Origin of the sequence: Kitasatospora sp. NPDC058406, from assembly GCF_042722765.1 — a bacterium.
Taxonomy (GTDB): Bacteria; Actinomycetota; Actinomycetes; order Streptomycetales; family Streptomycetaceae; genus Kitasatospora.
On record NZ_JBHXKE010000192.1, the window covers coordinates 1 to 19,550 of the forward strand.

Genomic DNA, 19,550 nt, shown 5'->3' on the forward strand with positions numbered 1-19,550 from the left:
GGCCCGTCGGTGGGCCCGGGTGCTGCGGCGTCCGCGAAGGGGCGGACGAGAGCCTTCCGGGTCAGTCGCCGATCTCGACGGCGAGGTCGTCGAGGACGAAGCTGGTCCTGAGGCTGAAGTCCTCGGTCCCCTTGAACATCAGGGTCACGGTCTGCCCGGCGTAGGCCGAGAGGTCGACGCTCCGCCGGGTGTAGCCGTCGGCCCGGTCGAGGTTCGAGTGGGCCGCCAGTTGGGTGCCGTTGACCGTGACGGTGAGCCGGTCGAAGGCGACGGCGCTCGTGTCCTCGTCCGAGTCGACGTGCAGCCAGTACCCGAGGCTCGCCCGGCAGCCCGCCGGGACGGTGACCGTCTGGGCGAGGGTGTCCGTGCGGGAGGATCCGTACCCGTTCAGCCAGGCCTTCCACGCGCCGTCGTGGGCGGCCTGGCTCGGGTCGGCGTCCACCACTCCGGAGGTGGCCGTCCAGGGCGCCGCCGTGCCGCTCTCGAAGCCGGCGTTCCCGAGCAGTCGGGCGGAGGGACACGGGCCGGTGCCGTCGGTGACGGCCCAGGTGAACCGGGTGTCGGCGGTCGCGCCCGAGGCGAACGTCGCGGTCACGGTCACCGTCGTGGACCCGGCGTCGGTGGGTGTGCCGGCGATCCTGCCGGTGCCGGCGTCGATCGCCAGCCCGGCCGGCAGGCCCTCGGCCGAGAAGGTGGGCTCACCGGCAGCAGTGGGGGCCGCGATCAGGAGTTCGGCCGGCGTCCCGACCGCGGTGACCTGGTCGCCCGGGTGGGTGACCACGGGCGTGGTGGGGAGGACGGCTCCCACGTTGACGGCGGCCCAGGCCGCCCCGACGGTGGCGTACGCCGCGCTGTTCGCGCCGTAGAGCTCGGCGGCGGCCCGGAGGGTGGCCGTGCGGGCCCCGGCGAAGTCGGTGGTGGAGGTCATGTGGACGGTCAGCGCGCGGTACCAGATGGCGGCCGCCATGTCCCGGCCGATGCCGGTGACGGTGATGCCGCCCCGGGTGGGCGAGTCGTAGTGGACGCCGTTGATGTCCTTCGGCCCGCTGCCCTCGGCGAGGAGGTAGAAGAAGTGGTTGGCGACCCCGGAGGAGTTGTGGACGTCCAGCCGGCCGACGCCCCGGTACCAGGAGTCGGGTGATTCGCCGTCCTTGGAGGGCTTGTCCATGTACCGCAGGGGGGAGCCGTTGCCGAAGAGGTCGAGCTTCTCGCCGATGAGGTAGTCGGGGGTGTCGGCGGGGAGGTCGGCGTGGAATTCCACCATGGAGCCGAGGATGTCGCTGGTGGCCTCGTTCAGGGCGCCGGACTCGCCGGAGTAGACGAGGCCGGCCGTGACGGAGGTGACGCCGTGGGTCATCTCGTGGCCCGCGACGTCGATGCTGGTCAGCGGGTGGGTGTCGCGGTCGCCGTCGCCGAACGTCATGCAGAAGCAGCCGTCGTCCCAGAACGCGTTCACGTACCCGCTGCCGTAGTGCACGCGGCTGAGGGCGCCGACCCCGTCGCCGCGGATCCCCGCGCGGCCGAAGGCGTCCTTGTAGTAGTCCCAGGTGGCTCCGACGCCGAAGTGGGCGTCGACCGCCGCCGACTCGCGGTTGACCGGCGTGCCGTCGCCCCAGCCGTCCTCGGTGGGCCGGGTGAAGACGGACCCGTTGCCGGAGCTGCGGTTGCCCAGGTCCGTGGTGTAGCTGCCGCCACGGGCGGCGTCCCGGAGCTCGTACCCCGACCCGGTCGCCGTGGTGCCCACCGTGACCTCTCCGACGTGGACGCCGTGACCGGTACCGGTCTGCACGCCCTCGAAGGTCCGGAGCAGCGTGCCCTCGGCCGCGTCGGTGATTACGTGCAGCTTGCTCGGGCCGCCGTCGGCGGCGGTTCCGGCGAGCACGGTCTCCCAGGCGAGTCGGGGCACTCCGTCCGCCGCCCAGACCACGAGCCGCGGCGCGTGGCCGACCGGGGCGCCCGGCCAGGAATCGAGCGCCGACGTCTGCGCCGCCGCGGCGTCGATCGCGGGCGTGCTGCCGAGGCCGGCCAGCGACGCGGTCGAGGCCCGGTCGACGTCCTTCACCGCCCCGTCGGAGCCCTGGTGCACCACCAGGTCGCCGCCGAGGACGGGCATTCCGGCGTAGGTGCGTTCGTAGCGCAGGTGCCGGGTGCCGTCGGCGTCGTGGACGACGTCCTTGGCGACCAGCTTCTCCTGCCCGGTGAGCCCCAGGCTCCGGGCGAGGTCGGCTCCCTGGCGGTCCGCGGCAGCCATCGCGGCCGACCGGTCGGCGGCGGGCTGCACCGGGGCGACGGAGGGCACCGGGGCGGTGGGGGCGGCGGACACGGCGGGGGCGGCGCACACAGAGGTACCGGTCACCAGCAGCGCGGTGGTGACGGCGAGCGGGACGAGCCGGTGCAGGGGAACGGAACGGGACACGGAATCTCCTTTGCCTGCCGGCCTTCGACGGGCCGGCTTCTGGGTCCGCGCCGCAGAGGGCGGCGTGTGGGGACGGTCGGCACTCGGCGCGGGGACACCGGGGCTCCAGGCGGTCTGGGAGGTACAGGAGGAGCTGCCGCGCAGCGGAAGCTCTCCAATTCATGGCATGCGCATGACATGAAAGTGGGCACAGATCACCCTGACAGGGGGCGCGAGACGCTTCATCAAGGCTCGCGCAATGCCGCTTCCCCGCAACCGACTTGAGGAAGGGACCACCTGAAGCCTAGCCCAGGCATCACGGAACCATGTTTGACTGTGCTCGATTTTATTGTTTTCTGTTGGTAGTTTCGGCCATCCCGACGCTCGAAGCACCTCCGGCGAAAGTGCCGGTGAGCAGCCGTCACACCGGCGCCCGCAGCGGCGCGGGCCGGGTCACCTGGCCCGACGTCGGCCGCTGCCGCATCCGTCATCGACCGGATCCGCGCGCCTTCGCCTCCTCGGGCGAGGCGACGGGCGCAGCGGGGCGGGGCCGCGCGTCGGCCCCGCCCCGCCCGCCGTCGCCGCACTCACGGCGAACATCCGCCGGCCGCGCCGCCGTTGCCGGGATCGCCGTCCTCGGGCTCGCTGTTGCCGGGCTCGCTGTTGCCGGGCTCGCCGGGACGGAGCTCCCCCGCGCTCAGACGCTCCCGGAGCCACTGTTCGGTGCTGCTGACGTGCAGCAGCGCGGCCGCCTCGCTGAGGGAGGCGTCGCGGACGGACAGGGCGTTGAAGATCGCCTCGTGCTCGGCGAGGGTCCGGCCCGCGGCCCGGACGTCGGCGAAACCACGCAGGACTCGGGCCCGCAGGGTGCGACCGGAGATGCTCTCCAGCAGGGTGAGGAGGGTTTCGTTGCCCGTCGCCGCCACGACGGCGCGGTGGAAGGCGGCGTCGTGGACGTTGAGCCGTGCGACGTCGTCGCGGGCCTCGCGCATGGCGTCCAGGTGACCCTTCACCTCGGCCAGTTGCTCGTCCGAGATCCGGGTGGCCGCCAGCGCCGTGGCAACGGGTTCGAGGAGCCGCCGTACCTCGACCAGGTCGCGCAGAGCCACCGAGTCGCTCTGGAGCAGTTCCACCGCACCGCCGAGACCCTCCAGGAGCACGCTCGGCTGAAGGCTGGTCACGTACGTGCCGTCGCCGCGCCGGACCTCCAGCACGCGTGCGACGGCCAGTGCCTTGACGGCCTCCCGCGCGAGGTTTCGGGAGAGGCCAAGTTGGACGGCCAGAACGGGCTCCGGGGGGAGCTTCGACCCGGGAGGCAGGGCGCCGGTCCTGATCAGCTCACGGATCTCTTCTATGGCCCTGTCCGTCAGCGACACTCCGTGCCTCTCCCCCGGCCCTGCTCCAGGGGCACGTCCGACCTGATGAGACCCCGGGCGCGGAGGTCGCTCCAGAGTCCTTCGGGCGTGTTCCTGCCGTGGAGTTCCACGTTCCGTACGACCTGTTCCGGGTTCCGCATACCGAGGGTGACGTTGATGACCTGGGAATGGGTCAGCGGGAAGGCGATCGCCGCCGCGGGCAGCGTGGTGCCGTGAGCCTCGCAGACCTCCGCGATCGCACGGGCCCGGGCGACGAGGTCACGAGAGGCCTCCCGGTAGTCGTACCTCATGCCCTCGACGGGCCAGTCCCGGGAGAGCAGACCCGAGTTGAACACGCCCACCGCCACGACGCTCTTGCCGAGTTCCCGGGCGGCGGGCAGGACGTCGTCCAGGGCGGACTGGTCGAGCAGGCTGTAGCGCCCGGCGAGCATCACGACGTCGGCGGCGGTCTCGCGCAGGAAGCGGGCGAGCATGGCCGACTGGTTCATGCCCGCGCCGATCGCGCCGATCACGCCCTGGTCGCGCAGTTCCGCGAGCGCGGGCATGGCCTCCTCGGCCGCCTGCCGCCAGTGGTCGTCCGGGTCGTGCAGGTACACGACGTCCAGCCGGTCCAGGCCGGTGCGCTCCAGCGTGTCCTCGACGGACCGGAGCACTCCGTCGCGGCTGAAGTCCCACTGCCGGCGCAGGTCGTCCGGCACGGCGAAGCCCTCGGGGTCGATGCCCTGCGGATCCTCGTTGGGCACGAGCAGCCGGCCCACCTTCGAGGAGACGACGTACTCGTCGCGGGGCCGGCCCCGCAGGGCGTCGCCGAGGCGGCGCTCGGAGAGGCCGAGGCCGTAGTGCGGTGCGGTGTCGAAGTACCGCACGCCGGCGTCCCACGCGGTGTCGACGGCGGCTGTCGCGACGTCGGCCGGGGTGATGCGGTAGAGGTTGCCGATGACGGAGGCTCCGAAGCCCAGCTCGGTGAGGGGGATGGAGGTGCTCTGGATGTTCCGCTGCTGCACGTCGTGCTCCTGGAGTAGGGGTGTGGGGGGTGTCCGTCAGCGGCTGACGTGGGCCGACCCGCCCGCGACGAGTGCCTCGACCTCGGCGAGGGTGGCCATGGAGACGTCTCCGGGCGTGGTCATGGTGAGGGCCCCGTGGGCGGTGCCGTAGGCCAGGGCGCGCTCCAGGCCGGTGCCGCCGAGCAGTCCGTGGATCAGGCCGGCCGCGAAGCCGTCGCCGGAGCCGATGCGGTCGAGGACGTGCAGTCCGGGCATGCGGTGCCCGGCGACGAAGCCGGTCTCCGCCGACCAGGCGGCCGAGGACCAGTCGTTGACCCCGGCCGAGGGCACGTCACGCAGGGTCGTCGCCAGCACTTTCGCCCCGGGCAGCAGACCGGCGACCTCCGCGAGGGCTCCGGCGACCTCGTCGGCCCCGACGCGGGCCTGCCCCGGGTGCGCGCCGACCAGGCCCAGGGCGCCGACCACGACGTCGGCGTGCCGGGCGAGCCGCAGGTCCACCTCTCGGGCCCGGACGGCGCCGCCCCGGCCGGCCCAGAGACTGGCGCGGTAGTTGGGGTCGTAGGAGATCGTGACACCGTGTCGGCGGGCCGCGGCCATGGCCTCGTCGGCGACATCGGCGGTGGTGTCCGACAGACCGGCGAAGATGCCGCCGGTGTGGAACCAGCGCACCCCGGCCGAGAAGACGGCGTCCCAGTCCACGTCGCCCTTGCCCAACTGCGAGACGGCCGTGTGCGCACGGTCGCTGACGCCGAGCGCGCCGCGGATGCCGTACCCCCGCTCGACGAAGTTCAGGCCGTTGCGTGCCGTGCGGCCCACGCCGTCGTCGGGCGTCCACCGGATCATCGAGGTGTCGACGCCTCCCTGGAGGATCAGGTCCTCGACGAGGCGGCCCACCGCGTTGTCCACGAGCGCGGTGACGACGGCCGTGCGGAGGCCGAAGCAGCGGCGCAGGCCGCGAACGACGTTGTACTCGCCGCCGCCCTCCCAGACCTGGAACGAGCGGGCGGTGCAGATCCGGCCCTCACCCGGGTCGAAGCGCAGCATCACCTCGCCCAGAGCGACGACCTCCGGGCCGTTTCCCGTTCTCCTCGTCGCGGCCGGTGCGGATTCCGGTCCGGTGCCGCTCATCGGCCGAGCCAGCCGCCGTCGACGGGCAGAACGGTGCCGTGGACGTAGGCGGCGGCGTCCGAGGCCAGGAACACGACGGCGCCGGCGAGGTCGTCGGCGCTGCCCCAGCGGCCGGCGGGGATGCGCTCCAGGATGGCCTTGCTGCGCGCCGGGTCGTCCTGGAGCGCCCGGGTGTTGTCGGTGGCGATGTAGCCGGGCGCGACGGCGTTGACGTTGACGCCGCGCGAGGCCCACTCGTTGGCCAGCGCCTTGGTCAGGCCGGCGACGCCGTGCTTGGCGGCGGTGTAGCCGGGGACGGTGATGCCGCCCTGGAAGCTCAGCAGCGACGCCGTGAAGACGATCTTCCCCCGGCCGCGTGCCGCCATCGTCGCGCCCACGGCCCTGGTCAGCGCGAACTGCGCGGTCAGGTTGACCTGGAGCACCAGGTCCCAGTCGTCGTCGGCGTGTTCGGCGGCGGGGGCGCGGCGGATCGTGCCCGCGTTGTTGACCAGGATGTCCACCGGCCGTTCGCGACCGGCGAGGTCCGCGCCCAGGGCGCGGACGGCCTCGCGGTCGGCGAAGTCGGTGCGGATCGCCTCGAACGTGCGGCCGGCGGCGATCACGTCCTCCTCCACCGCGCTGCCGGACTCCTCCAACGAGGCGCTGACGCCGATGACGTCCGCCCCCGCTTCGGCGAGCGCACGGGCCACGGCCCGGCCGATGCCGCGCCGCGCTCCCGTGACGACGGCGAGCCTCCCGGTGAGGTCGAAGGGCGTCATGCGGCGTCTCCCCGGTCGTTGTCGGTGCCTTCCACGGTGGTGCCGTCCACGGTGGTGCCTTCCACCGCGGTGCAGTCCACCAGGATCTTCATCACGTCGCCGCCGCCCTCCAGGGCCTCGAACGCGGCGGGTGCCCGGGTGAGCGGTACGACCTTGCTGATCAGCCGCTCGGCCGGGATCGTACCCTCGGCGACGAGGGTGACCGCCCTCTCGAAGTCGGAGCGGTCGTACAACCGGGCTCCCACCAGGGTGAGTTCGCGCCAGAAGAAGCGGTGCAGGTTCACCTCGCGGGGTCGGGGGTGGATGGCCACCAGGCACAGCCGTCCGCGCGCGCCCAGCACGTCGACCGCCGTGTCGACGCCGCCTGCCGCACCGGACACCTCGAAGGCGACGTCCGCCCCCGCGTCACCGGTCCACTGCCGGACCAGCGCCGGCAGGTCGTCGTCGGCGGGGTTCCAGGTGGTCAGGCCCAACTCCTCGGCGAGCAGGCGACGGTGGGTGCTCAGCTCGACGACCCGGACCTCGGCGCCCGCCGCCCGCGCGACCAGGGCGATGAGGACGCCGACGGGTCCGCCGCCGACCACGACGGCCTTCTCGCCCGCCCGGACGCCGGCCCGTGCGACGTCGTGCACGGCCACCGCGGTGGGTTCGACGAGCGCGGCGCGGTCCAGGGGCAGGGAGTCCGGGAGCCGGACCAGGGTGGAGGCGGGCACCGTCCAGCGCTGCTGCAGCGCGCCCGGGGAGTCGATGCCGATGAAGTCGAGGTGCTGGCAGATGTGCTGGTGACCGGCCCGGCAGGCCGGACAGGTGTCGTCCCAGCGCAGCGGCATCACGGTGACCGCGTCACCGGGCCGCCAGCCCTCGACGTCCGGGCCGACGCGTACGACGCGGCCGGACATCTCGTGTCCGAGGACGGCGGGCGCGACCACGCGGGCGTCCATGTCGCCGTGGAAGATGTGCAGGTCGGTGCCGCAGATGCCGACGTAGGCGGGCGCCAGCAGCACCTCCCCGGGACCGGGCTCGGGGGTCTCGGCGGATGCCGTGTCGAGGGTTCGTGCGGCCAGGTAGCGGACTGCGAGTGTCATCGTGGTGTCAGTGTCCCTTCAGCGCGGACGCCGATGGTGAGCAGCAGGTTGGCGTAGGTGCGGGTGTCGGCGGTGACGACGGCGAGGGCCAGGTCCCGCGAGCGGGCGGCCTCGTAGAAGGCGGCGCGGTCGAGTGCCGTGACCGGTCGGGGTGCCAGCACGGAGCGGTACTCGGCGAGGGCCGGCGGCTCCGGTTCGCCCGCGGGCGGCACCATCACGTGGGCCGACTCGACGGGCAGCGCGCGCAGCAGGACGTCCAGCACGGTGGTGACGTCGAGCAGGCCCGGGGCCAGGTTGAGGTGGACGGTCCTGGCGCGCTCGCCGGTGGCGGTGCTGGCGGGGTAGTGGCCGTCGGCGAGCAGGACGCGGGCGCCGTGGCCGGCGCCGGCGAGGGATTCGAGGATCCCGGGGTGCAGCAGCTCGTTCAGGAGCACGGGCGTGGACCTTCCGTCGTTGCGGACAGCCGGTAGAAGGAGGTCGCCGTACCGGAGAGCACGGCCTGCTTCTCGCTCTCGGAGCAGTCGTCGAGCAGTTCCTCGACGGTGGCGGCCCAGCGGTTCCAGCCGCCGGCGAGGACGCAGACCGGCCAGTCGGAGCCGAACATCAGCCGGTCGGGGCCGAAGGCGTCCAGCAGGACGTCCCAGACCGGCCGGACGTCGTCGATCGTCCAGGTCCGGTGGTCGGCCTCCGTGATCAGCCCGGAGACCTTGCACCGCACGTGGGGGGATCCGGCCAGCACGCGCAGCTTCGGCTCCCAGTCGGACAGCGCGCGGCCGACGGGCGGCTTGCCGGCGTGGTCCAGGACCAGGGGCAGGTCGGGGAGGCGCTGGGCGAGTCGGATCGCCTGGGGGAGCTGGTCGCTGCGGATGAGGGCGTCGTAGCCGAGCCCGCTGTCCCGGACGGCCCGCAGGCCCCGTTCGACGGTGTGGCGTTGCAGCCACTCGGGGTCGTCCTCGCCCTGCACGACGTGTCGCAGGGCCCGCAGGTGCCCGCCTCCGGGTCCGGAGCGCAGGTCGTCGAGCACGTCGCCGATCGCGGGTGAGGTGAGGTCCGCCCAACCGACGACGGCGCCGATCAGCGGGTCCTGTTCGGCGAGGGCCAGCAGCTCCCGCGTCTCGGCGACGGACGTCACGCACTGCACGAGCACGGTGCTCGTGAGCCGCCGCCCGGAGATCGTCCGGGTCGCGGTCCGTCGCAGGTCGTCGACCGTGTGCGTTCGGCGGATCGGCTCGTGGCCGGGCTCGTCCAGCCAGGGCTGCGGCCGGCGGTCCAGGTCCCACACGTGGTGGTGGGCGTCGATCAGGGGCGTCGGCTCAGACACGGGCGGACCAGACCGGGCCGTCGGGGTAGGCGTACTCCTTGAGGGACTCGGCGTGCATCTGCGCGCCCAGCCCGGGACGCGCGGGTGCGAGGTAGTGGCCGTCGGTGATGCGGACCGGGTCGACGAAGTGCTCGTGCAGGTGGTCGACGTACTCGATGACCCGGTCCTCGACCGTGCCGGAGACGGCGACGTAGTCGAACATCGACAGGTGCTGCACCATCTCGCAGAGGCCGACACCACCGGCGTGCGGGCAGGCCGGGACGCCGAACTTGGCGGCGAGCAGCAGGATCGCGATGTTCTCGTTGACGCCGCCGACCCGTGCGGCGTCGATCTGCACGATGTCCACCGCGCCGGCCTGGAGGAGCTGCTTGAAGACGACCCGGTTGGCGATGTGCTCGCCGGTGGCGACCTTGACCGGACCGACGGCGCTGCGGACGGCGGCGTGGCCGAGGATGTCGTCGGGCGAGGTGGGCTCCTCGATCCAGTACGGCCGGTAGGGGGCCAGGGCGCTCATCCAGTCGATCGCGGCCTGGACGTCCCACCGCTGGTTGGCGTCCACCGCGATGCGGATGTCGTCGCCGACCGCCTCACGGGCGGTGCGCAGGCGCCGTACGTCGTCCTCCAGGGAGGCGCCGACCTTGAGCTTGATCTGGGTGAAGCCGTCGGCGACGGCCTCGCGGGCGAGGCGGGCCAGCTTCTCGTCGGAGTATCCGAGCCAGCCCGGCGTGGTGGTGTAGGCGGGGTAGCCCCGGTCGAGCAGCCGGCCGATGCGCTGTTTGCGACCGGGTTCGGCGCGGCGCAGGATCTCCAGGGCCTCCTCGGGGGTGAGCGCGTCGCTGAGCCAGCGGAAGTCGATCTGCGCGACCAGCTCCTCCGGCGACATCTCGCCCAGGAACCGCCAGACGGGCTTGTCGACGCGCTTGGCCGCGAGGTCCCAGGCGGCGTTGACGACGGCGCCGACGGCCATGTGGATGGCGCCCTTCTCCGGGCCCAGCCAGCGCAGCTGGGGGTCGTGGACGAGGGAGCGGGAGAAGGCTCCGAGGTCGGCGCAGACCTCGTCGACGGACAGGCCGACCACGTGCGGGGCGAGGGCCGCGATGGCGGCGGCCTGCACGTCGTTGCCGCGCCCCGTGGTGAAGGCCAGGGCGTGGCCCTCCAGTTCGTCGGCGGCGTCGGTGCGCAGGACGACGTAGGCGGCCGAGTAGTCCGGCTCGGGGTTCATCGCGTCCGAGCCGTCGAGGTGCTCGGAGGTGGGGAAGCGCACGTCCAGGACGTCGAGGGCGGTGATGCGGGCGGATTCCGGGGAGGCGGGCAGGGGGGATGACATGGCGACAACTCCTTGGTGGGCAGGGGAACACGGTCCCCTGCGACGAGATGGGGGGAAGGGCGTGGGGCGTGGGCGCCCGGGTCACTCCTGGGCCTTGCCGCCCGTGATGCGCGAGATGATCAGCGCCACCAGGATGATCAGGCCGTTCAGCGCCCCGATCCACTGGGCGGGGACGCCCCCGAGGGTGAGCACGTTCTGGATCATGAAGAGGAGCAGGATGCCGCTGAAGGCTCCGAACATCGTGCCCTTGCCGCCGTTGAGGCTGATCCCGCCGATGACGGCGGCGGCGAAGACGGTGAAGATGTAGCCGTCGCCCTGGGCCGCGGCGACGGAGGCGAGCCGTCCGGAGAGCAGCAGTCCGGCGAGGGCGGCGAGCACGCTGCCGCTGACGATGACGATCCACAGCACCCGGTCGGTGCGGATGCCGGCCGCCTTCGCCGCGTCGACGTTGCCGCCGATCGCGTACAGGGAGCGGCCGAAGCCGGTCCAGCCGAGGAGGACGACGGCGACGGCGAACAGCGCCAGGCAGATCCAGATGGACGCCGGCATGCCGAACCACTCCGCGGTGCCCAGGTAGAGCATGGAGGGCGGGAGCTGGAAGAACGTCTGGCCGCCGGAGAGGCCGGTGAGGATGCCGCGCAGGACGATCAGCATGCCGAGGGTCACGATGAAGCCGTTGAGCCCGAAGCGGATGATCAGCAGGGCGTTGAGCACACCGACGACCGCGCCCACGGCGAGGGTCACCGGTACGGCCCAGGCCCCGGGGACCAGCCCGAGCCCGTGTCCGGCACCGGCCGGAACGACCAGCAGGGCGGCGACCCCGGGGGCGAGTCCCATGGTGGACTCCAGGGACATGTCCATCTTCTTGACGATCAGGATCATCGTCTGGGCGAGGACCAGCAGGGCGATCTCGGACATGGTCTGCAGGACGTTGACGAGGTTGTCGGCCTGCAGGAACACGGGGTTGACGATCTGGCCGACGATCGCGATGACCACGATCGCGGGGACGAGCGCGAGGTCCCGGAGCCGGGCCAGCGGCACCCGGCCGCCGAACAGCGCGGTCCGCCTCACCCGCGGTTCCGTGGCCTCCGGTGGGGCTGTGTCCACGAGGACGGTGTCAGGCATTGAGGTCCACTCCTTCCATCGCGGCCACGAGGTCGTGATCGTGCCAGCCGCGGGCGATCTCCGATGTCACACGGCCCTGGAACATCACGAGGACCCGGTCGCACATGCGCAGGTCGTCGAGTTCGTCGGAGGCGACGAGCACTCCGGTGCCGGTCCGCGCCGTCTCCTCGACCTTGCCGAGGAGGAATTCCTTGGACCGCACGTCCACCCCGGCGGTCGGGTTGATCAGGACCAGCAGCCGGGGGTCGTCGGCGAGGGCGCGCGCCATGACGACCTTCTGCTGGTTGCCGCCGGAGAGCGCGGAGACGGGCAGGTCGGGCCCAGGAGTCTTGATGGCCAGCTTCTCGATCATGCTCGCGGCGAGCCGGTCCCGGCGGGCGCGGCTCAGGAAGCCGTTGCTGCCGATCCGGCCCGGTACGGACAGGGTGGCGTTGTCCGCGATCGACATGTCGGGCACGAAGCCCTGGTGGTGCCGGTCCTGCGGAACGAATCCGGCACCCGCCGCCAGCGCCGCCGGCACGCTGCCCGGCCGGGGCCGGTGGCCCGCGATCTCCAACTCGCCGCCGTCGGCGGCCCGCAGCCCCACGACGGTCTCGGCGACCTCGGTGCGACCGCTGCCCGCGGCCCCCGCGAGCCCGACGATCTCCCCCGCGGCGACCCGGAAGGTGACGCCGCCGTAGGTGGCACCGCTCAGGCCGCAGACGCTCAGCGCGGCCGTGGCGCCGGGGTCGGCGGTACTCACCCGTTCCCCGCGCCGGGTGGCTGCGGCCTCGCCGGTCATCGCGGCGACCAGCTCGCCGCGGGGGAACTCCGTCACCGGCGCGGTCACGATGTGCCGGGCGTCCCGGAACACCGTCACCGTGTCGCAGATCTCGTAGACCTCCTGGAGGTGGTGACTGATGAACAGGAAGGTCACGCCCTGGTCCTGCAGATCGCGGATCCTGTCGAAGAGCCGGTTGATGGCCGCCCCGTCGAGCTGGGCGGTCGGCTCGTCCAGGATGATGAACCGGGCCCCGAAGGACAGGGCCCGGGCGATCTCCACGAACTGCCGCTGCTCCACGTCGAGATCGCCGGCGGGGGTCCGGGGATCGACGTCCACCGACCAGGTCGCCAGCAGTTCCTCCGCGCGGCGGCGCACGTCCCCCCAGCTGATCAGGCGACCGCGGCCGGGGGCGTACCGGTTCAGGAAGAGGTTCTCGGCGACGGTCAGCGTGGGGATGATCGTCGACTTCTGGTAGACGCAGGCCACGCGCCGGCGCCAGGCGTCCCGGTCCGCCTGCCGCGGCGCCGGGCTGCCGGCGAAGGTGACCGTTCCCTCGTCGGGGGCCTGAAGGCCGGTGAGGACGGACACCAGGGTGGACTTTCCGGCCCCGTTGCGGCCGACCAGCGCGTGGGTCTCACCGGGTCTGATGGTGATCCGGGCGCCGTTGAGGGCCACCGTCGGACCGAATCGTTTGACGATGCCCGTCGCCTCGACGACGGGCGGGTCCGTGAGGGTCCGCCCGTCGCCCGCCGGGACGGGCACGGGGCCGACCACTCGCTCCCCGTCGCTCATCTCAACCGCCTTCTGCTCGAATGCCGTGGGGTTGCCGGTCAGGAGGTCAGCCGACGTTGTTGCCCCACAGGGACTCGTCGTCGCTCTTCACACTGGCCACGCCGCCGTAGGTGCCGCCGTCGGCGGTGACGAGCGGGGCCTGGAGCTGGTCCTCCAACAGGCCGTCACGGACCTGGACGATCGTGCTGTCGTGGTCGGTGGGGCCGGGCTGGAACGTCTTCCCGTCGATCGCGGCCCTCAAGTAGTGCAGGGCGTACCGGGCGTAGAGGTCGGCCGGCTGGGAGACGGTGGCGTCGATCTTCCCCGCGGCGATGTTCCTGAGCTCCTCGGGGATGCCGTCGTTGGAGACGACGAAGACGTGCTTCTCGTCCTTCGGGTCCACCAGCAGCCCCGCCTGCTTCAGGACCTGGAGCGTGCCGGCGAGGGCGAAGCTGGACTGCATGTAGACGCCCTTGATGTCCGGGTTGGCGACGAGGTCCGTCTGGAGCTTCTGCGCGGCGACCGCGCCGTCCCAGTTGGTGGCCTCGCCGAACACCTTGATGCCGGGGAAGTTCTTCTTCATGCAGTCGTTGAACGCCTCGGTGCGGTCACGGCCGTTGATGGAGGACAGGTCGCCCTCCAGCATCACGACCTTGCCCCGGCCGTCCAGCTTCGTACCGAGGTACTGGCACGCCTTCTCCCCGTACGCCCGGTTGTCGGCCCGCACCACCATGAAGACCTTGCCGCTGTCCGGGCGGGTGTCCACGGTCACGACGGGGATCTTCTTCGCGGCCAGCTGATCCAGCGTCGGGGCGATGGCGGCGGTGTCCTGCGGGGCCATCGCGATGCCCTTGACGCCCTGGCTGATGAAGGTCTGGGCGTTGGCGGTGAGCTTGGCGACGTCGCCCTGGGAGTTGGTGGTCTTCAGGGACAGGCCTAACTGCCCCGCGGACCCGGGCGTGTACTTGATGTACGAGTTCCAGAAGTCGGTGTCGGAACGCGGGTAGTCCACGCCGATCAGCGGCCGGTCCGACGACGCGGTGGTTCCGGAGCCGCATGCGCCGAGCAGCGCGACTGCGGAGAGCGCGGAGACGGTGGAGCAGAGGGCGTTTCTGAGTCTCATCGGTGGTTCCTCGTGGTGGTCCCGGAGCAGGGGATCGCCCCTAGCGGATACGGCAGGTGTCACGCTGCGGAGACATGGGATGTTTATAGGTCTCAGCTGAAGAAGCTGTCAATGCCTCGGTGGAACCATGCTGCAAATAAGGCATTCCGCGACGGCGAGGGGCCAGGTCCGCTCAGATCGACCGACGATTGATCCCATCAATAGCGAGGATCGACGGCGCGGCGTCACGGGCCGCCGCCCGCTCCCGAACGGCGTCGGCCGGGCGCCGCGCCCCTCGGTCGACTCGGGCACGGCCGCTCGGGGAGGACGCCCGGTCCGCGATGCCGGCCGACGGCCGGGCCTCGGGATCGGTCGGTGCGGATGTGGCACCGGCGGGCCCGAGTCCTTCGCGGCACGGGCCCGAACGCACTGCGGGCACTCCGGCCGGCGACCCGTCCGGGCCGGCCCGCTCACGCGGCCCCGGCTCGGATCGGGTCAGGCAGGGCGGGCGAGTTCGGCGCGGGTGGTCCGGAGCCCGACCAGGCCGCGGGCGACATGGTTCTCGACCGTGCGGATCGGGCCACCAGGGCGGTCACGAGCGCCGGGTCGTCGCCGGCCCCCGTCACTGTCCGCTCGACGTGGCGCGGCAGTGGGCCTGCCATCGCGCCCATGTTTACGCAACCATCTCCCTGTGGCAAGCATCCTGACCGCCGGGACGGTCCCCCCGACCGTGCCGGCCCGGCCGAGCGAACGGGTTGACATCGGTACGGAAGGAGCGTTGACGGACGGGTCGGACAGCCCGCAGACTTTGCGCACCGGCGGGGCCTCCACGGACCGCCGGAACGGTTGCGGGCCGTCACCCGCGGATCAGCGGCCCCGAGCCGACTGCCCTGCCGACCGCCCCGCCGACCGCCGTTCCCGCGGTCGACCGTGCCCGCTCCGCGGTCGGACGAAATCGGCCCGCCCGGCTCGCCCGTCACGGGTCCCGCACCCGCCGTCCTGATGCAGAGGAGGTGCAATCCGTTTTTTCGTCGGCGTCGTAGGGCCACCAGCGCGGCCCGCGCCGCGAGCTCTTGTCCCGTCCCGCCTCGGCGCGGATCCACCCGAGGCCCGCCGGTCGGCGGGCCTCCGAACACCGGCCGAGGTGCGGGTTGAGCAAGCTGATCAAGGTACGGAGGACACCCGGGGCGCTCAAGGCGTCCAAGGACCCCGAGGGGCGGATGGCCCTCGCCGACCACCTGCGGGAGCTGCGCAACCGCGTGGCCAAGTCGGTCCTGGCGATCGTCGTGTTCACCGTCCTGGCGCTGTTCTTCCACAAGAGGATCGAGGACTTCCTGCTGCAGCCGCTCCGCTGCACCCCGGAGATCATCGCCACGGGGAAGGAGAAGTGCGCGCAGGTCTCGACCATCGGCCTCACGGCCGGCTTCACCTGGATGCTCAAGGTCGCCCTGACCGCCGGCGTGGTGGCCACCGTCCCCGTCTGGCTCTACCAGATCTGGGCCTTCGTCGTGCCCGGTCTGCACAGGAACGAACGCAAGTACACCCGGATCTTCGTCGCCTGCGGCGCCCCGCTGTTCCTGGCCGGAGCCGCCCTGGCGATGGTGCTGCTGCCGACGACGGTCCAGATGCTCATGTCGTTCACCCCCGACAACACCACGCCGATCCTGCCGCCCGACGACTACTTCGACATCGCCACCCGGCTGGTCCTGGTCTTCGGCCTGGCCTTCGAGTTCCCGCTGCTGCTGGTGATGCTCAACCTGACCGGCATCGTCACCGGCAAGCGGCTGCTCGGCTGGTGGCGCGGGATGGTACTGGGCATCACCGTCTTCGCCGCGTTCGCCACCCCGAGCGTCGACCCGCTGAGCATGCTGGCACTGGCCGCACCGATCTGGGCCCTCTTCTTCCTCGCCTGCGGCATCGCGACGGTCAACGACCGGCGCAAGGCCCGGCGCAACCCCGACCACGGGCTCGGCGCCGACGAGGCCTCCGACGTCGACCTGACGGTGCAGCCGGTGGCGGAGGTGGCGGCCGTCGAGGCCTCCACCCGGCCGGCCGCGAGCATCGAGGTGCACCTCCCCCGCCAGGAACACCCGGAACACGGGGCGCACCTGGACGACATCACCTGATCCGACGGCGGGCGGCCGAGCCGCACGCCACGGCGCCCGACCCACCGGACCGGGGCCGTGACTCCCGGGACCCCCGACCGCCCGGATCACGATTGTGCATCCCACCGGGCTCCGAAGCCGTCTCCGCACTCCTTCCCCTGGAAGCGGTTCGCGCCGGGGCACACCGTGTCCGGGTCGTGGTCGGGCCGGTCACGGTGACCTGCGCGGCCGACGCGGCGCGCCGCCGGTGCGGTTTCGGGGAGGCGGGTGTTCCGTGAGCGGGTTCGGCCGGAGGCCGGGGTGCGGTTCGGGGCCGGTAGCGGGATCGCGGCGGCCCCGTGCGGTCACCGGGCGAACCAGAGACTTCCGACGCGGGGCGGGCGCCGGGCGCGACCCGAACCGGCCACGGCCTTCTCGTCCGCGACGAAGACGATCCGCGCGCTGCCGAAACCCCCACGCGTGCTGATCCCGACCACGTACGAGACCGACGCCCACATCCTGCGCGCCGTCCAGGCGGGCGCGACCGGCTACCTGCTCAAGGACGCCGACCCGGACACCCTCCGGCAGGCGATCCGCTCGGCCGCCGCAGGTGAGACGGTGCTCGCGTCCCCGGTCGCCTCGCGGCTGCCGGCCCACATGCAAAAGCCCGCCGCCGCCCTGACCGCGAGGGAACCGGCGATCGTCCAGCGCCTCGACCGCGGCGACACCAACCGCGAGATCGCCGGTGCGCTGACCATCGCCGAGGCGACCGTGAAGTCGCATCTGGTGCACATGTTCTCGAAGCTCGGCGTCAGCAGCCGCACCGAGGTCGTCGCCGAGGCCCGCCGCCGCGGACTGCTGTGACGCGGGGGCGGCGGCCTGCTGTGACGCGGGCCGTCCGCTCCCGAGGTCCCCGCGCGGCCGTCCGCTGGCCGGAAAGGCCCGGGCCTTGGTCCGGTCCACCGCGCGGGCCGCGGTCGCGGGGGATCTCCCGGCCCGGTCCCGGCGGCGCGCGGTCGCCGGGCGCGCCCGCGGCAAACCACGTCGTGCCGGTGCTGACGACGGCGGCCGGGCGCCACGCGGCGGGGCAGCACGCCGGGCCTCGGTCCCGAGGTTCCACCTCACGTCAACAGATCTGCGCGATCATGCGCGATCTGGCCGAGTTTCGAGCATCTCTTGACTCGATCTCCGAACCTGCGTTGCACTGGTGCGAGTTCGTCCCTGCCCTCTGCACACGCCGGGACTGTCGGGGACACCATCGGCACCCCGGCCCGCCCGACACCTCCGCTCCCCCGCCCCCCGGGTCTCCCCCGCCTGCCTCCGGAGCTCCCCATGAGACTGCTCAGGCTGTTGACCGTGGCCATCTGTACCGCGGCGGCCCTCGTCCTACCCGGCTCGGCGTCCGCCGACAGTGCCGCCCCGGCCACCGGCACCGCCACCGGCACCGCCGCGCCGCCGCAGACCGTGCCCGCGCTGCGCCAGTGGACGGCCGACGTCGGCTCGTACACCTTGACCACCGCGAGCCGGATCGTCCTCGACCCCGTCCACGGCGCCCAACTCGCCGAGGACGCCGCCACCTTCGCCGACGACCTCGGCCTGCTGGCGGGCCGTCACGTCCCGGTGGTCCTCGGCACCGCCGGTACGGGCGACATCGCCCTCACCCTCGGCGACGACGCCCTGCCCGCCGAGGGCTACCGGCTGACGGTCGCCGCGTCGGTCACCGTCCGGGCCGGGACCACCACCGGCGCGTTCTACGGCACCCGGACGCTCCTCCAACTGCTCCACCAGTCGGCCACCGTGCCGGCCGGGACGGCGGTCGACTGGCCGGCCAAGACCGAACGCGGGCTGATGATCGACCAGGGCCGGAAGTTCTTCACCGTCGACTGGGTGAAACAGCACATCAAGGAGCTGGCCTACCTCAAGCTCAACTACTTTCACTTCCACCTGTCGGACACCCACGGCTTCCGCCTGGAGAGCTCCACCCACCCCGAGATCGTCTCCGCCGACCACTACTCCAAGCAGGACATCGCCGACCTGGTCGCCCTCGGCCGGAAGTACCACATCACCGTCGTCCCCGAGATCGACACCCCCGGGCACATGAACCCCATCCTCGCCGCCCATCCCGAACTCGCCCTGCGCAACAGCTCCGGCACGGCCGACCCCGCCTTCATCGACCTCTCGAAGCCCGAGGCCTACACGCTGATCAAGGACCTGATCAACGAGTACCTGCCGCTGTTCCCCGCCCCCTACTGGCACATCGGCGCCGACGAGTACGTCGACGACTACAGCCGCTACCCCCAGCTGCTCGCCTACGCCCGCGCCCACTACGGCGCGAACGCGACCGCCAAGGACACCTACTACGGCTTCGTCAACTGGGCCGACGCCCTGGTGCGGGCCGCCGGCAAGACCACCCGGATGTGGAACGACGGCATCAAGGCCGGCGACGGCACCATCGCCCCCCACCCCGACATCCTGGTCGAGTACTGGTACGACTACGGCCTCACCCCCCAACAGCTGGCCGCCGCCGGACACCGGGTCGCCAACGAGTCCTGGACCCCGACCTACTACGTGCTCGGCGGCGCCAAGCCCGACACCAGGTGGATGTACGAAACCTGGACGCCCGACCTCTTCCAGGGCGGCCGGACCCTCGCCGACCCGACCAGGAACCCCGGCTCACTGATCCACGTCTGGTGCGACAACCCCAACGCCGAGACCGAGGACCAGATCGCCGCCGGCATCATGTACCCGCTCCGCGGACTCGCCCAACAGATTTGGGGATCAGCCAAGTTGACGGCCACCTACGCGTCGTTCGTCCCGATCGCCGCCGCCGTCGGCCACAACCCCGCCTGGCCCGGCACCGGCGGACCCGGCAACCTGGCCCGCAACCGCCCGACCACCGCCTCCAGCACCGAGACCGCCGACTTCCCCGCCGCCCACGCCACCGACGGCGACGGCGGCACCCGCTGGTCGAGCACCTACGGCGACCCGCAGTGGCTGCAGGTCGACCTCGGCTCGACACAGACGGTCAACCGGGTCGTACTGCGCTGGGAGACCGCCTACGGCAGGGCCTTCCGGATCCAGCTGTCCGACGACGGCACCACCTGGCGCACCGTCCACACCACCACCGCCGGCACCGGCGGCGTCCAGGACCTCACCGGCCTGACCGGCTCCGGCCGCTACCTCCGGATGTACGGCACCGCGCGCGGCACCGGCTGGGGCTACTCGCTCCACGAGATCGAGGTCTACGGCGGCCCGCCGGGCGGAGCCGGCGCGCCGGTGCCGGCGTCCGGCTGACCGACCCGGCCCCACCC

Annotated in this window: 15 protein-coding genes; 3 read left to right on the plus strand and 12 right to left on the minus strand. The window is 72.4% G+C overall.

Translation table 11 applies throughout. The features are described from left to right. Positions 1–61: 61 nt before the first annotated feature. From ACFWOG_RS29845 to ACFWOG_RS29900, 12 genes are all read right to left on the minus strand, one after another. Positions 62–2,416 (minus strand): M4 family metallopeptidase, encoded by a 2,355-nt coding sequence (locus ACFWOG_RS29845; protein WP_380361963.1) that lies wholly within the window; start codon positions 2,414–2,416, stop codon positions 62–64. 566 nt (positions 2,417–2,982) lie between these two features. After that, positions 2,983–3,771 carry a FadR/GntR family transcriptional regulator gene (locus ACFWOG_RS29850; protein ID WP_380361965.1) on the minus strand — a complete coding sequence of 263 codons (789 nt, stop codon included), beginning with the start codon at positions 3,769–3,771 and terminating at the stop codon, positions 2,983–2,985. Further along, complete coding sequence (locus ACFWOG_RS29855) at positions 3,762–4,775, minus strand: aldo/keto reductase (RefSeq protein ID WP_329950745.1); 1,014 nt, start codon at positions 4,773–4,775, stop codon at positions 3,762–3,764. The genes ACFWOG_RS29850 and ACFWOG_RS29855 overlap by 10 nt, the downstream gene beginning before the upstream one ends. A gap of 36 nt (positions 4,776–4,811) precedes the next feature. After that, a complete protein-coding gene (locus ACFWOG_RS29860) occupies positions 4,812–5,903 on the minus strand; it encodes a PfkB family carbohydrate kinase (protein ID WP_380361967.1) in 1,092 nt (363 codons plus the stop codon). Beyond that, positions 5,900–6,661, minus strand: a complete 762-nt coding sequence (locus ACFWOG_RS29865) for an SDR family oxidoreductase (protein WP_380361969.1) — start codon at positions 6,659–6,661, stop codon at positions 5,900–5,902. The genes ACFWOG_RS29860 and ACFWOG_RS29865 overlap by 4 nt, the downstream gene beginning before the upstream one ends. Next, positions 6,658–7,746, minus strand: a complete 1,089-nt coding sequence (locus ACFWOG_RS29870) for a zinc-binding dehydrogenase (protein WP_380361971.1) — start codon at positions 7,744–7,746, stop codon at positions 6,658–6,660. The genes ACFWOG_RS29865 and ACFWOG_RS29870 overlap by 4 nt, the downstream gene beginning before the upstream one ends. Beyond that, positions 7,743–8,180, minus strand: coding sequence for an RbsD/FucU domain-containing protein (locus ACFWOG_RS29875; RefSeq protein WP_355407653.1), 438 nt, complete (start codon positions 8,178–8,180; stop codon positions 7,743–7,745). Before ACFWOG_RS29875 ends, ACFWOG_RS29870 begins: the two co-directional genes overlap by 4 nt. Beyond that, positions 8,171–9,067 (minus strand): amidohydrolase family protein, encoded by an 897-nt coding sequence (locus ACFWOG_RS29880; protein ID WP_380361974.1) that lies wholly within the window; start codon positions 9,065–9,067, stop codon positions 8,171–8,173. Before ACFWOG_RS29880 ends, ACFWOG_RS29875 begins: the two co-directional genes overlap by 10 nt. Continuing rightward, positions 9,060–10,394 (minus strand): enolase C-terminal domain-like protein, encoded by a 1,335-nt coding sequence (locus tag ACFWOG_RS29885; protein WP_380361976.1) that lies wholly within the window; start codon positions 10,392–10,394, stop codon positions 9,060–9,062. Before ACFWOG_RS29885 ends, ACFWOG_RS29880 begins: the two co-directional genes overlap by 8 nt. Before the next feature lie 81 nt (positions 10,395–10,475). Then, positions 10,476–11,519, minus strand: a complete 1,044-nt coding sequence (locus tag ACFWOG_RS29890; RefSeq protein ID WP_380361978.1) for an ABC transporter permease — start codon at positions 11,517–11,519, stop codon at positions 10,476–10,478. Continuing rightward, the gene (locus ACFWOG_RS29895) at positions 11,512–13,074 is read right to left on the minus strand and encodes a sugar ABC transporter ATP-binding protein (protein WP_380361980.1); all 1,563 of its coding nucleotides are present in this window, start codon (positions 13,072–13,074) and stop codon (positions 11,512–11,514) included. The genes ACFWOG_RS29890 and ACFWOG_RS29895 overlap by 8 nt, the downstream gene beginning before the upstream one ends. Positions 13,075–13,120: 46 nt before the next feature. Further along, positions 13,121–14,176, minus strand: a complete 1,056-nt coding sequence (locus ACFWOG_RS29900; RefSeq protein ID WP_380361982.1) for a sugar ABC transporter substrate-binding protein — start codon at positions 14,174–14,176, stop codon at positions 13,121–13,123. A 1,199-nt stretch (positions 14,177–15,375) separates the two neighbouring features. On the opposite strand from ACFWOG_RS29900, the gene tatC reads away from it, so the two are divergent. From tatC to ACFWOG_RS29915, 3 genes are all read left to right on the plus strand, one after another. Further along, entirely contained in the window at positions 15,376–16,281 is a 906-nt protein-coding gene (gene tatC, locus ACFWOG_RS29905) for a twin-arginine translocase subunit TatC (protein ID WP_380361988.1), read from the plus strand. Between the two features lie 438 nt (positions 16,282–16,719). Beyond that, the gene (locus ACFWOG_RS29910) at positions 16,720–17,103 is read left to right on the plus strand and encodes a LuxR C-terminal-related transcriptional regulator (protein ID WP_380361984.1); all 384 of its coding nucleotides are present in this window, start codon (positions 16,720–16,722) and stop codon (positions 17,101–17,103) included. A 492-nt stretch (positions 17,104–17,595) separates the two neighbouring features. After that, positions 17,596–19,533 carry a family 20 glycosylhydrolase gene (locus tag ACFWOG_RS29915; protein WP_380361986.1) on the plus strand — a complete coding sequence of 646 codons (1,938 nt, stop codon included), beginning with the start codon at positions 17,596–17,598 and terminating at the stop codon, positions 19,531–19,533. Positions 19,534–19,550 lie beyond the last annotated feature (17 nt).